General features: G+C 41.3%; 10 protein-coding genes. 8 read left to right on the top strand and 2 right to left on the bottom strand.

Annotated elements, in window-relative coordinates; translation table 11 throughout:
- The first annotated feature begins 26 nt into the window (after positions 1–26).
- The 5 genes from MHN31_RS18920 to MHN31_RS18900 all read left to right on the top strand — a co-directional run bounded on the left by MHN31_RS18920 (position 27) and on the right by MHN31_RS18900 (position 8,570).
- Positions 27–1,823, top strand: coding sequence for an ABC transporter ATP-binding protein (locus MHN31_RS18920; protein WP_125561143.1), 1,797 nt, complete (start codon positions 27–29; stop codon positions 1,821–1,823).
- Positions 1,824–1,833: 10 nt separating this feature from the next.
- Complete coding sequence (asnB, locus tag MHN31_RS18915) at positions 1,834–3,762, top strand: asparagine synthase (glutamine-hydrolyzing) (protein WP_138538121.1); 1,929 nt, start codon at positions 1,834–1,836, stop codon at positions 3,760–3,762.
- Positions 3,763–4,171: 409 nt separating this feature from the next.
- Positions 4,172–5,422: an efflux RND transporter periplasmic adaptor subunit gene (locus tag MHN31_RS18910; RefSeq protein ID WP_125561139.1), complete on the top strand. Its 1,251-nt coding sequence runs from the start codon at positions 4,172–4,174 to the stop codon at positions 5,420–5,422.
- A gap of 14 nt (positions 5,423–5,436) precedes the next feature.
- A complete protein-coding gene (locus MHN31_RS18905; protein WP_125561137.1) occupies positions 5,437–6,144 on the top strand; it encodes an ABC transporter ATP-binding protein in 708 nt (235 codons plus the stop codon).
- Positions 6,141–8,570, top strand: coding sequence for an ABC transporter permease (locus MHN31_RS18900; protein WP_239445062.1), 2,430 nt, complete (start codon positions 6,141–6,143; stop codon positions 8,568–8,570). Before MHN31_RS18905 ends, MHN31_RS18900 begins: the two co-directional genes overlap by 4 nt.
- Before the next feature lie 60 nt (positions 8,571–8,630).
- Here the strand turns inward: MHN31_RS18900 and MHN31_RS18895 are convergent, their stop codons facing one another.
- Complete coding sequence (locus MHN31_RS18895; RefSeq protein ID WP_239445061.1) at positions 8,631–9,119, bottom strand: winged helix-turn-helix domain-containing protein; 489 nt, start codon at positions 9,117–9,119, stop codon at positions 8,631–8,633.
- A gap of 1,099 nt (positions 9,120–10,218) precedes the next feature.
- On the bottom strand, positions 10,219–10,461 hold the full coding sequence (locus MHN31_RS18890; protein WP_239445060.1) for a hypothetical protein: 243 nt from the start codon (positions 10,459–10,461) through the stop codon (positions 10,219–10,221).
- A 118-nt stretch (positions 10,462–10,579) separates the two neighbouring features.
- On the opposite strand from MHN31_RS18890, the gene MHN31_RS18885 reads away from it, so the two are divergent.
- From MHN31_RS18885 to glmU, 3 genes are all read left to right on the top strand, one after another.
- The gene (locus MHN31_RS18885; RefSeq protein WP_239445059.1) at positions 10,580–11,941 is read left to right on the top strand and encodes a sigma-54 dependent transcriptional regulator; all 1,362 of its coding nucleotides are present in this window, start codon (positions 10,580–10,582) and stop codon (positions 11,939–11,941) included.
- Complete coding sequence (locus MHN31_RS18880; protein ID WP_194868563.1) at positions 11,934–13,238, top strand: ATP-binding protein; 1,305 nt, start codon at positions 11,934–11,936, stop codon at positions 13,236–13,238. Before MHN31_RS18885 ends, MHN31_RS18880 begins: the two co-directional genes overlap by 8 nt.
- Before the next feature lie 155 nt (positions 13,239–13,393).
- Complete coding sequence (gene glmU / locus MHN31_RS18875; RefSeq protein WP_239445058.1) at positions 13,394–14,755, top strand: bifunctional UDP-N-acetylglucosamine diphosphorylase/glucosamine-1-phosphate N-acetyltransferase GlmU; 1,362 nt, start codon at positions 13,394–13,396, stop codon at positions 14,753–14,755.
- The last annotated feature ends 48 nt before the right edge of the window (positions 14,756–14,803 follow it).

Raw genomic sequence — 14,803 nt, 5'->3', positions numbered from 1 at the left:
GAAACTTAATTCAGCAAGCAGATCCCATGAAAGCAGCCCAAAATCAACAAGAAAGTAACTTGTCTTTGTTCAAGCGACTCAGCACCTTCCTTTACCCGTATAAATATTCCGTGATGATGGCTATATTTTTTGTGGCATTATCTGTCTTACTTAACCTTTCACCTCCTCTTATTTATAAGGAGATTATTGATTCAGCTATCCCAAATAAAGATCTCCAGGAGCTAACAAACTTAATATTGATTTCTATTGGTATCCTGGTGCTGTCAACATTGTCTGGATTAGCTGAAGAGCTTTTTATTAGTCGATTTGGCTCAGGTTTTTGTTTTGATATTAGGTGTCACATGTATCAACACATACAGCGACTACCTCTGTCTTTTTTCTCAAAAGTTGAAAGGGGAGAGTTACTCTCTAGGTTTAACACTGACTTGATAAATATTCAGGTAGCGTTAGCTCGAACCATTCCATCTATTATCACCAATGTCATTACCTTGATTCTTGCCGCATCTTTTATGCTTTATATGAACTGGCAGCTCACGCTAATTTCAATCGTAACAGTGCCGGTATATTTTTTGATTCTTTACTTCGTTACTAAAGCAATTAATGAAAAATCAAAAGACTCATTTAACTTTGGCGATCAATTGAACTCCAAAATTGCGGAAGACTTTTCAGTCAATGGCTTTATGTTTTCAAGGTTAAATGGCATTGGAGACAATCAATTTCAAAAGTTCTCTACGATTGCAACTGGCATCCGTAAAACACGAGTCACAATCGCTATGTTATTTCAGGCGAATCGAGTTTCCTTCTCTGCGTTATCTGGACTGGGCATTGTTTTCGTATACTACTTCGCTGGTAAGCATTTGATACAGGAAGAACTAACAATAGGTACCTTAGTCGCTTTCACTGTATTCACTCAGCGTCTGTATCAGCCTATAGGTTTTCTTTCACATACCGTTCTGGATATATCTAGCGGCGTCGTTAGTTTAAGACGACTTTACAAAATTCTTGATATGGCCCCGGAAAGCCGACTTCCGAATCACCAAGCGAGTGATAAGACGGAAGCACCCAGCCGCTCGAATACAGATTATATTTGTTTGGATAACGTTAGCTTTTGCTACACCGAGAGCGAGAAGAAGCCGGTGTTAAAAGGTTTATCTATGTCTATTGCAAAAGGAGAGAGGGTTGCTTTTGTCGGAGGGAATGGGGCAGGCAAATCGACTCTGGCATTGCTGTTATCTGGGATGCTTCCAGTGCAACAAGGTGAAATAAGAATTGGAGATTTAAAAGTTAATGATGCATCAGCAGATCAAATTAGTGAATATGTTAATACTGCCGTCGCGAATGCATTTTTCTTTAACGCCTCTATCTTTGAAAATGTTCGGATGGTTTACCCAAACGCAACTGATGAAGCCGTTTATCATGCATTAGAGAAAGCCAATTGCACTTCTTTTATCAGTAAGTTACCACAAGGTGTCGACACGCTTATCGGGCAGGACGGCTATCAACTGAGCTCTGGTCAAAGACAGCGACTATCCGTTGCACGTTTATTTTTGAAAAATTCACCAATTTTTATTCTTGATGAAGTGACGTCTAACTTAGACGTTGAGTCTGAGCATGAAATTCTCAAATCAATAGACGAAATATCAGAAAGTAATACGGTGATAATAATAACTCACAGCCTAGAGACCATTAGTAAGGCTAATAGAATATTTATGATTGACCAAGGTAAGGTTGTTAAAGAAGGTAGCTTAGATTACCTCATAAAAAGCAGCCCTGAATTTAGGAAAATTTTTAATATAAAACAAGAATTAGCCGAAGAAGTGTAAGGAGAAGCTGATGTGTGGTATTACTGGTATTTGGCGCTTTGATGGACAGCCTGTCGACCCTGTAAGTTTAACGAAGTTTAACGATGCGTTAGAGCACAGAGGGCCCGACAGTGGAGATATTTTCATCGATGGAAAACATAATCTAGGGTTAGGTCATCGTCGGTTATCAATCCACGATTTAAGTCAAAATGGTGCTCAACCAATGACTTTACAAGACCGCTACGCAATCAGTTTCAATGGAGAAATCTATAACTATCGAGAGCTCCGAACTGAGTTGCAGCAAGCTGGTTTTCACTTCTTCTCTGACTCAGATACTGAGGTTGCGTTGTATGCCTATGCCCATTGGGGCGTTGAGTGTTTTACTCGATTCAATGGCATGTGGGCTATGGCACTTTGGGATAGCTTTGAAGGCAAGTTACGCATTTGTATTGACCGATTTGCTATCAAATCTTGCGTGTATTACAAGGATGATAATCAGTTTGCTTTTGCGTCTGAATTAAAAGCGTTTGCGTTACTGCCAGGTGCGGATTTACAGCACAATACTGACCTGATAAAACGTCAGTTTTTAGGTCAATCAGGAGAGTTAAGAAAAACGATACTGAGTAAGGTACAACGGATACCGGCAGGACACTATTTAGAAGTGGAAAGTACAGGCGAAATAAGCATGAAACGCTGGTGGAATACGTTACTGCACTTGCCTCAACCACCAAGTACTTTTGAAGAACAAGTGGCGAAATTACAAGAACTCATGGAAGATTCTGTGCGTCTGCGCTTAAGTACAGATACCAAATATGGTATTCCGATAAGTGGTGGAATGGACTCAAGCAGTATCATGCTAACAGCCAGGGATGTTCTTGGGGATGATAAAGAGCCTTTAAGTGGGTTCGTTATTGGAAAACAAGGTTGGTTAGATGAAACGCACCTAGCCCGGGAAGTCTGCCAAAAAGCTGGTGCTGAGTTAACAGAAGTACACTCTAATTTATATCAGGATGTCGATATGTTAGAGAGCCTCACTAGCTGCTACGAAGATATCGAGGCTGCATCAGAGGGGCCGTATTTACTCTATAAGAGCATGCGGCAACAATCTCGAGTGGTGTCATTGGATGGTCATGGAATGGATGAGTTAATGGCAGGGTATGGCTATCACTTTACGCCCGCAATGCATGATGCATTTGCCGGGATGCCTAATTTAGCCAAGATCTTTGATTTGACTATGCTGGGTCGCAGTATCAGCTTAAATATTGACTCTCTGAAACCTTGGGAAGGCTGGGGGCACTCTAAAAGGCTCTTTGCGGATGCATTTAAGGGGCGCTTTTCGGCCAAGTATCAGCCGCAGAGTTATACAAATGACCAAGAGCACTATCCTGAGCACTTTGATCACTTAAATACCATGCTATATCACGATGTGCATTATGGTTTTTTACAAAATATATTGCGTTCATTTGACTATGCTTCAATGGCGCATGGTGTAGAAGCCAGAACGCCATTTTTGGATTGGCGACTGGTTACATTTTTATTCTCACTGCCGTCAGAAAGCAAACTAAAACATGGATTTACTAAGCGCTTGTTGCGTCATGCTATGGCTGGGAAATTGCCAGACAGTGTGCGATTGAAAAAAAGCAAGATTGGATTCATTGATATGAAAAGCTACTTCTACAATCCCAACACACTTGCTTGGGCAAGAGATAAACTGGATTCCATTGAGTCCCGTAACTCAAACATTTGGGATCATAAAGAAGCCTTATCTATTGTCGACCAGTTAGCCAGTGGCAAATCATCAAACCCTGCGCATTTCAGCATTGTGATGAAAATGGCCCGGTTGGTTCATTTGACTGAAAGCTACAGTGCTCAACAGCGCTCTGTGCATTCGAATAACATTACAGCGACTAAGCCTGCAGAAGAGGTTGGCTTTAAGCGTAAGGCCGCTCTCATCGCTTAGTCGTTTGTTGAGTTAAACAGGCTTATTCTTTGAGTATTAATGAAGGTTATGAGGCTTCGTAACCTTCATTAAGTTGACTGGCAAGATGATGTTGTTACCAGTGTTTGACTTTCGCAAAAACTCAGCTGTTTCAAAGTAACATGGTGAACGCCCCTGCCTACTCTAGCTACTCCGATTCGTTGACGTTTGTCATACCACGCAATGCTCCGTCCTGACTCTGGAGTTACCTGTTGAACCTTCAGATATATACAGACGCTTCAAAATCACAAAGCATTTCGATTTTGTAGCTTAAAATCGCAAAAACCAATGAGAAGAACCGAAAAAACCAAATGAAAACAGCAGTTTATATTTTGGCACAAATTGTGCTTTGTTAGGTGAGTTTTTCTGTAAATAGCATGAGAAGTTAAAAATGGATGTAATCAAAAGTAGTTCAAAAAAGAAGAACGTAGCATATAAGCGGGCTATCGCGATGGTTTTCTTCGTGATCTTAGCACTATGCTGGTTACTTATTACAACTGATGACCGCGTCGAAGTTCTCCGCAAAGAAAGTCTATTTTCGAACGTACAGCAAGGGGAGTTTATAGTGAGTGTTGATGGGTACGGAGAGTTTAAATCAAACGATCAAAAACTCATCACGTCCCGCTCTCAAGCGACGGTCGAGGAAGTGCTGCTTAAGCCTGGCGCGAGTGTGCAGCCAGATAGTGTCATTCTAAAATTAAGCAATCCAGAAATAGAAGAAAATGTCTTGATAGCAAGTCAAGAGCTCACAAAGGAATATGCCACTTTAAAACAAATTGAACTGTCGCAAAAACGAGAAATTATGACAGAGAAAGTGAAGTACGCTGAGCTGGAAGCTAGTTATGAGATATCGAATTTGAACTTTCAGGCCCAATCCGATCTCTCAACGAAAGGCATCGTATCTAAATTAAATTTTGCTGAAAGTGATATTAAGACTCAGCAAATGAGCAAAGTACTTGCGATTTATAGAGATCAAATTGAACAGTTGAAGCTAATTCATACTGAGTCTATAAATATGCAAAAAGAGATCATTAAACAAGCGGAAAGCAACTTACGGATTGCTAAAGATAAACTAGACCGCCTTACAATCAAAGCGGGTATGAGCGGTGTGCTTCAACAATCTTTTGTTACGTTAGGCCAAACCGTTTCATCAGGTGCACAACTAGCGCTTATCTCTGGCACTGAAAACCTAGTGGGAATTATCAAGGTTCCTCAAACCCAAGCTGATATGATCAAACTAGGACAAAAGGCAAAGATCAACACTCGCAAAGAGATCATTGAGGGCAATGTAGCGCGAATTGACCCAGTGGTTACTGAAGGTACCGTGAGTGTAGAAATAAAAATGGAGGGGGAGCTGCCTAGCAATATTCGCCCTGAGCTCAGTATTGATGGCACCATCGAAATAGAATCGATACCTGATACATTCTTCATAAAACGACCCGCAAATATTCAGCCAAATTCTGTAGCAAAGTTATACCTGGTTGCAGAAGGGCTAAATCAAGCCTCAGCGAAAGAAGTCACCTTTGGTGTAGAAAGTGGCCAATACATTCAAATACTCTCAAATGTAAATATTGGTGAGACATACATTATTTCTGACACTTCTGCGCTCGCAAGTGCGGAATCTATCGTAATCAAACAATAAAGAGCCGCCAAAAAATGAAAAAATTAAAAATAGAAATAAAAAAAATCTCAAAGGTATTTTATACAGGAGAGATGGAAACGCATGCCTTGAGAGATATTAGCTTTGACATATATGAAGGTGATTATATCTCTATTTCTGGGCCTTCAGGCTGCGGTAAATCTACACTGCTATCACTACTAGGGTTGCTGGCTCCTCCATCAAGTGGGCAATATCTGATTGAAGGCGAAGATGTCAGTAACTTAACGCTTACTGATGCAGCAACAATTCGAAATAGAAAAATAGGTTTTGTATTTCAGCAGTTTAACTTAATCGATGAGCTAAGTGTAATTGATAATGTTGCACTACCACTTAAATACCAAAACCCACCAGTACCTCTTAATGAGGCACGTGAGCGCGCAATAAAGTGCCTTACCAGGGTCGATCTAGGTCATAGGGTTGACCATAAACCGAATCAACTATCTGGTGGTCAACAACAAAGGGTGGCTATTGCCCGAGCTTTGATTGCTGAGCCTGCAATTCTCTTGGTGGATGAGCCAACAGGAAACTTGGACAGCAAAAATGGTGATATTGTGATGGAGATGCTTGAGCAATTAAATAAAGAAGGCGTCACTATTTGCATGGTAACTCACGATGCTCGATACGCAGATATGGCCCACCGTCAACTGCATCTATTGGATGGTGAAATTGTAGAGCAAAAACAAAATGTGATGGAGGCTGTGTGAACTACTTCTTGCACGAACTAAAATTAAGCTTTTTCAGTCTACTAAAAGTTCCAGCATTTTGTTTCACGATTATTCTGACGTTAGGGATCACGCTGGGCGCATTAATAACTGCTTTTAATTTAAACTACCTAATATTTGTTAAACCGCTTGTTTATAACGATCATGAGCGTTTAGTGGTTGCAAACCACGTACGAATTAAAAGCTATGAATCAAGTGGAGAAGGCTTTCAAAGTTACCCAAGCCTGTTGGAGTGGTACAGAAAAAGTAAGGCCTTTGATGAAAAGGCGCTGATCTCAAGTGATATAACGCAAATAACCAGTATTAGTAGTATGCCCCGGGTCAATGCTAGCTATGTTACGCCGGATTACTTCGAAATCACGACGGCGTCAATGCAATTGGGTCGTGCGTTTAATGAGTCTGAAGGGCTTAATCAATATAAACCGTCGGTCATTCTCACCGATAAAGCATGGCAGACAATTTTTAATCGTGAACCTGATGTTTTAGGGAAAACGGTTGCGGTGGAGGATATTCAATTTGTTGTGGTAGGCGTACTTTCCGCAGATTTTCAACAGCCGCAGTTAACTGAGTTTAAGTCAGAAAGTCTTGTTTACTTACCCTGGGACTACAATTCCATTCACGCGGAACTGCGCACTAGCTGGGATGACTTTTTACCACATATCCAGTTTGTTGGAAAAGTAAAGGCATCCCTAGAATTACAACAAGCGCAGCATGAACTTACTAGTCTCTCTGATGCTGGTTTCAGAAGAAACACTCAAGGCTCTGAATATTGGAAAGGCGTTAGTTTGCAAGCAAGGCTATTAACTTTTGAAGAAGCTATCATTGGAGATAGTGAAACAACAAGTGCGCTATTTTTTGCCGGGGTGTTAGCTTTATTACTTATAGCGGTAGCGAACGCGACGAATCTATTTTTGTCACGAATTGTTGAGAAGCGTCGTCAACTGGCCATTCAAGCCGCGCTGGGGGCTCAAAAGCAGCATATTTTTCGGGCAATGTTAGCAGAGTCGATGTGTTTAACATTTGGTGCTTTATTATTGTCAATAGCCATTGCTCTATGTGGTATTTACTTGTTGCAACAAAATGCAGCAGGGCAGCTGCCTAGATTAGATGAAATGAGCCTGGATCTGCCATCTATCGTATTTATGCTCATATGCGGCATCATACTTTCTTTTATTTTCGCAGGTACAGCTTCCCTTGCTGTCAACTACCGAGGGTTAAATGGTATGTTGCAATCAAGCGGGAAAGGTTCGGGTCTGCAAATTTCGTCGGGACTACGTGTTGTGCTAGCCGCAAGCCAAATTACGTTAGCAATTATACTACTTTCAACTAATTTCTCTTTGATGTTTGAGGCATCGACTAAAATTACACAGTCATTAGGTATTGATACGGAAGACACTTATTATATTACTGTGAGTACTGGTAATAAAGACTTAAGCGAACTTTCAATGAGTCAGCAAGGAAAAGAGTTAAAGAACTTGATTGAAGCTATGCCTGAAGTTGAGGCTGTTTCAATTATAAGTGCTACTCCTTTATCTCCTCGTATGACACGTTCAGTACTACACCCCGATAGACCGAATGATTATATCCGAACAAATGTATTAATTTCTGACAACGATCTTCAGAAGGTTTTCTCACAAAAAACAATTACAGGTCGTCAATTTACAGAGATGGAAGTCAGAAATAATAGTAAAGTGGTTATGGTAAGCCAGACTTTGGCAAAGGCATTATATGGGGATGAGTTTTCCGCAATAAATCAGCCTCTCATGTATAGCGGAGTGACTTACAAAATCATTTCAGTTGTCGAAGATGTTAATAACCCCTCTGGCAGAGCCTTTGACGAAATGCTATACCTGCCATCTGAGGTAGAAAAACTTAGCTTTGTTGTAAAAAGGCAAGGAGAAGCCCCATTAAATAAACAGTCTTTGCAAAACCTAGTTAGTGATTATGATAATAATTTTAGAGTTTTTCTATATTATAGTATGGAAGATTTGCACTATAGAATATTAAAGAGAGATGTGGCTACGGCTGTAATTACAATCTCACTATCTATCTTAACTTTACTATTAGCTGCAATTGGCCTTTATGGCATTCTAAGTTATAACGTTAAAATGCGTCAGTATGAACTGGGAGTTAGGATGGCGATTGGCGCTAACCCTATGCATATCGTTAAAGACGTCTTAAAAGACAACAGTAAAGCAATAATTTGGGGTGTGGTTATTAGTGTGATGGCAATGCTGCTTTTTGAAGTGGCAAAAAGGAAAGTGGATTTTACAAACTTTAATGTAGACTTGTTTCCTTCTCTGTCAGCAATTGCTCTGACGTTATTACTGTCCATCATGATATCAATAATTTCACTGAATGGCGTAGCGAATAGGAGTCCAGTTTACTCATTGCGCAATGATGATTAAGAGAATGCTAGCTCTGATGGAACTTATCAGAGCTAGCCAAAACTAGAGTTGAAGAGTTATTTATCTAATGAAAAAGTTTGAAAAAAGCTTGCCAACTCTAGACATTATCAGTTTATTTGAAATTGGCAGTATGTTGTTATGATTAAACTCTTTTTTGGATACCTGGGCAATTAGTATATAGCCTTTACTCGGTGTTGTTTTTATAAACTTAGGCAGTTTTGGATTATCGCCCATTGCATCCCTAAGTTTTTTCATTGCTACTCTGATTGTATTATCTGAAACAATCTTACCTGACCAAACATGCTGCATGAGATCATTGCAGCTAAGATAAGAACCTGTATTTTTTATCATAAAAGCCAGTAATTCCATAATCAAAGGCTCGAGTCTGGTTTTCCTGCCGTAAGGATCTGTTAATTGGTTGGTGCTAAAGTCAACTATAATATCATTGACTACATAAACTCCGCTTTCGAATGGGCCACTTTCGATATGGTTTTTTTGTACGTTTCTTAAATCGAAGAAAGTTACATCATTTATTTTTTTTATTGACATAGAAGTTTCCAACCCTGTTTTCCTTGGTTGTTTAATTAATTTAATTATTGTAATTTTTACTAATTATTGTAGTTTTTACTTAGCCTTAATTCAACTCCGGTGTAAGGCATTTCTAAACTGTCGTTTGCGCATTTAACTCGACAGGCTGCTGGTGACAGGCTACCAATTTCCTTATGCTTAGGGTATTTTACACCAGCTGTTTTTTTAAAGCACCTATATAGTTAATCTATAATAAATTTCGCTTAAATATTTCCTGGTTTCTGAGTACGTCCAGTTCATATAATATGCTCTGAACTTAATTCGAAGTTGAACATATCTAAGCGAATGACCTCAGAGTAATGACTGCAATTGATTGAACAACAAAAAGGGACAGTCTAAGTGCACTAATAGCAACGCTTGCCTCAAATCTGTTCGGTCTGTATCACGGTTTTTTGCCTGAAAATATGTATAGGGAGCGTATACTTATTTCACTTAATATCTGTTCAATTGAAAGTGGGTAAATTTAATGTTAACGGCGTTGAGGTTTTCTCATTTAGAACCTTTACCTAAGGTATAAGTTCGCAAGCTTTAGCCTCGCCTATATGGATGTAGGTGCCTCAGCGATAGCAGGCCGTGGGAGCGGTGTTATCGACCCTATTTTCTCGCCTCAAAATAGAACACTTAATTGAGAAAATTGGTATGACTCCACCGTAAGTTGCAACATAATTTCCTATACTGTATTACTTAAGCATTTGAAAATTTTTGCTTTTTATTTCACTGCTGGCCATTTTTTAGCACGTACTCTCAGCCCTCACTATTTCAGTTATAGGACTGGACACTGATGATGAAACACCATGATCCTAGTAGGTTACTGACGCTGATTGTTAGAAAATGCTGACTAATGACGAACGACAGATCAACATAGAGACACTTGATCAATCCCATTAAAGATCAGCTCACCACAGTGAGTATGACTTAGTCTACTTCTATGCCAACAATCCCCTTTCCTGTTTATGTCATGCCTTAACTAATTCTTTATTCTTAGTTCTCGAATGTCGCTTGAGCAATATGTGCCGATACGGTCGCTATGAACGATATTACCTGTGGGCCGGCTTCGGCCTCAGGCTGGGTTGCGCTGTTTTTGCTGGAGTTTATTTCGCCTGTTATTGATTTTCGACTCATTAATACTTAAACCTCTGGCGGCACCCTGAATCCCAATTTTTGCAACTAACTGAGCAGTTTCTTTATTAAATTCAGTTGTATGTGTTGTTTGCGCTGCTGTCACAGTGGTGATTGCAACGACTGGGTTGCGTGTCTGGAGGTCGTGGCGGGAATGATTTCTGGTATGGCGTTTTTTACTCATCAGCTATCTAGCATAGTATGAATGATCTTTAAGTGGGCACAGTGTTGGGTTAAAATGTAAGTATAATGTTGTTTTTATCAGTAGCTTTTTAAGCTCTGTGAAATACAAGGATTTTTATATGCCGTCTACTCCTCCTCATATTTTAGTACTGGATGATAAACTAGATATTTGCCTTTCACTTGAATACATTTTGAGCAAAAAAGGTTTTCGAGTCAGCTATGCGCAGACGATAGAGCAGGGCTTGCTCGAAGATCGTAATGGTAATCCCGACCTGGTGTTAATGGATATGAATTATACGTCTGACACAACTTCAGGTAGTGACGGTCTAGCGTTGCTCAAAAAGTTACGTGAACGTAACCCTGACCGGGCTATTGTCGTGATGACCGCGTGGTCGAATACAGAATTAATTGTTCAGTCAATGAAACTTGGAGCGGCAGACTTTATTGAAAAGCCTTGGCAAAACCAGCGCCTTTTTCAAATTTTAGAGCAACAAATAAAACTACAAAACTTGGAAAAGTCAAAACAAGGTTTAGCTCAGCAGCTTGCCGAGCAGTCTAGTACAGAAATACTTTGGCACTCCCCTGCAATGAAAAAAGTGATGCAGCAAGTAGAGCGGGTCAGCGAAACGGATGCCTCTGTACTCATCCTGGGTGAGAATGGGACTGGGAAAAGCTCTCTGGCAAAGTACATATATAACCTGTCACCCAGGCGTGATAAAAACCTGGTGTCTGTCAATATGGGCGCGATCCCGGATGACTTATTTGAGAGCGAAATGTTTGGGCATATTAAAGGTGCGTTTACAGATGCGAAATCAGATCGCATAGGTCGATTCTCAATTGCACATGAAGGGACCTTATTGCTTGATGAAATTGCAAATATGTCAATGATGCAGCAAAGTAAGTTGCTACGTGTGCTGGAAAGCGGGGAGTATGAGGCGGTAGGAAGTAGCACCACGCAGCATGCAAATGTTCGTCTTATATGCGCAACCAACGCCGAGTTGAGAACCCTCATCGAACAGAAAATATTTCGTGAAGATTTGTATTATCGTATTAATACATTTGAAGTAACGATGCCGCCGCTCAGAGAACGACGAGAAGACATCAGTTTATTGGCGACACACTTTGTAAACTTGCATAGTAAAAAATATAACCGACCAGCACCTAAAATTAAACCTAGTGCTGTCAGTGCTTTGGAAGGCTATCGTTGGTCGGGCAACGTTCGAGAGCTGAGTCATGTGATGGAACGTGCCGTATTGCTTTGTTCGTCGGAGACTATTGACAGAGAAGTGCTGAATATAACGCCTGTGCCAAGTCAGACTTCGAACCATCCGCTGACAACTTTGGCGGAAGCTGAATCTTCGCTAATTATCAAATCGCTAGAAAAAACGGATGGTTGTACGGCTGAAGCGGCTAAAATTTTGGGGCTAAGTACCAGTGCTCTGTATCGCAGAATGGAAAAGTATCAAATAAAATATGGCTAAAACGTCTTTGGAACGCATCGTCTTAATGATACTAGGCTGCTGGGGGACTCTGCTTACGCTCGCTTGCGTGACTATTGTCTGGCTAACGACCTCTCAGGCGGTGCTAAGTATCGCTATGGCGTTGCCTTTTAGTATCTTATTTGGTTATCTAGCGATGGCTCAGTACAATCGGTTACTGGGGTTTTATATCGGCATTAATGGGCACCTGGACGCACTCATTAATGGTGATCATCGTCGTCGGGTAAGGCAACGATTTCAAAATGGCGTCGGGCTTGATATTCAAGACAAGCTGGCTGAACTTAGCAAAGAGATTCATCTAGCGCATACTCGCTACGATCAGAGTAAGTTGATCATTTACGATTTGCTGGAAGAGCTGGATCTGCCAATGCTCATACTCAATGACAAGAGCCAGCTAATTAGAGCAAATGGCGCATTTTCTAATTTTTCTGGTTATGCATGGCAGTTACAGAAAAAGAAACTCGCGGACCGTTTTGGCTTGCACCAAGTCGAGGGTGTATGGGAATTCGTCGATGCGGATATCAACCGACGCTGGCAGATCCGACATAGCAAGCTTTATCATGATGGTACGGCTCTCGAACTATTAATCTTTATTGATCAACAATCTACCATCAGAAAGACACAGGCTGAAGCATGGCAAAAGCTGATCCGTGTGATTAAACATGAGGTTGGTAACTCTCTCACACCAATTCAATCGTTGAGCCTATCTCTTATCGACAATGAGGCGCTAACGCCAGAAGGTGAGAAGATCCTACATATCATTCACAATAGAGCGGTTGGGTTATTGTCATTTATAAATGCATATGTTCATTGTAGTAAAAGGCCTGAACCGAACTATCAGATAACCAGCATTGAAAGCATATACCAACGAGTTAAGTTACTTTTTCCTGAGGGTAAGCTGGAGCTGCACTGTGATCCGATAGAATTTGTGTCAGATCCTGACTTGCTCGAACAAACGCTTATCAACCTAATCAAAAATGCATTTGAAGCAAGTGAGCCGGGTCAGTCTGTGGTGCTAAATTGTTTTACGAAATCTAACCAGGTATTTATTGAAGTGATAGATAGAGGGTGTGGTATTCAAAACCTCGACAATATCCAAACGCCATTTTACAGTACAAAAGAAAATGGCCAGGGACTGGGCTTAGAGCTATGTCGCTCATTGGTGGAAAGCCAGCAAGGAGAGCTACATGTCAAAAATAGAAAGAATGAAAAAGGTGCTATTGCAAGGATCGTATTACCTTTGAACCGTCCAAGCACAGTCATGAACCTCTCCAGTTAGACACATACAGTCATTTCAATTTGCTAGTTATGATGCTTTGGTTCTTATAATAGAGCAAAAAGGTGGTTACAATTGCAGGCATTAGAAAGTTGCTATCGTATAACTCCGTACCCAGGGGCGGATAAGTGGTAATAAATAATTAAGGATTCTGTTCAATGGCACTGACAACAGTAATATTAGCCGCGGGCAAAGGTACTCGCATGCGTTCAAAGTTACCCAAAGTACTTCATCCTGTCGCAGGTCGGCCGATGGTACAACACGTAATTGATAATGCGATTGCGTTGGGCGCGAGTACGACTAATCTGGTGTATGGTCATGGTGCGCAGCAGTTAAAACAGGCGTTGAGCCACAATGAAGTAAACTGGGTACATCAGGCAGAGCAACTGGGTACTGGCCATGCGGTTGCGGTGGCAAAAGAACATATTGCTGACGATGACACTGTGCTGATTTTATATGGCGACGTACCGCTAACACGCCTGTCTACATTACAACGCCTACTTGAAGTGACGCCAGCAAAGGGATTAGCTGTGTTGACGGTGAACCTTGATAATCCAATGGGTTATGGCCGTATGTTGCGTGAAAATGGTAAGTTGGTTGGGATCGTTGAGCAAAAAGATGCAACACCAGAGCAACTTGCAATTCAGGAGATCAACACCGGTATTATGGCTGCCAATGGTGAATTACTGAAAAAGTGGCTGGGTCAGTTGTCACAGAACAATGCCCAAGGCGAATATTACCTGACTGATATCGTGGCGATGGCGCATCAGGATGGCGTTGAGATTACCTCTGCACAACCTGATGATGCGATGGAAGTGGAAGGGGCGAATAACCGTGTGCAGCTTGCCGGACTAGAGCGTGCGTATCAGAGTGGGCAAGCTGAAATCCTGATGTTAAATGGTGCCAGCCTGGCAGATCCAAACCGTATTGATGTGCGTGGTGAGGTGAAAACTGGTCAGGACGTTCAGATTGATGTGAATGTTGTTTTTGAAGGACAGGTTGAACTCGGTGATGATGTCGTTATCGGACCCAACTGTGTGCTAAAAAACTGTCAGATCGGTAATGGTGTTGTCATTAAAGCGAACACGCTGATCGAAGATGCAAAGGTTGGCGACTCGTGTACTTTAGGGCCATTTGCGCGACTACGTCCGGGCGCCGTGATGGAAACGGATTCGCACATTGGCAACTTTGTTGAGATGAAAAAATCGCGTCTTGGTAAAGGCTCCAAAGCAAACCACTTAACCTATCTGGGCGATGCAGAGATTGGAGAAAAAGTGAATATCGGTGCCGGTACCATCACTTGTAACTATGATGGGGTAAATAAGTCAAAGACCCTCATTGGTGACGGTGCATTTATTGGCTCAAATTCTTCGCTGGTCGCACCGGTTGAGATTGGCAAGACAGCAACAATCGGCGCAGGCTCGGTGATCACCGCAAAAGTCGCCGATGAGGAACTAGCGGTAGCCAGAAGCAAGCAGCGTAATATTGGTAACTGGCAAAGACCAGTTAAAAAAAGCTGAGAAAACGGGGGCTGAGGCTCCCGTTTTTGATTCTGGGGTGGGGGATTT

Origin of the sequence: Pseudoalteromonas sp. McH1-42 (genome assembly GCF_022347845.1) — a bacterium.
In the GTDB taxonomy this organism is placed as follows: Bacteria; Pseudomonadota; Gammaproteobacteria; order Enterobacterales; family Alteromonadaceae; genus Pseudoalteromonas; species Pseudoalteromonas rubra_D.
Note: the sequence above shows the minus strand (reverse complement) of the source record. Positions and strands in the feature narration are given on the sequence as shown.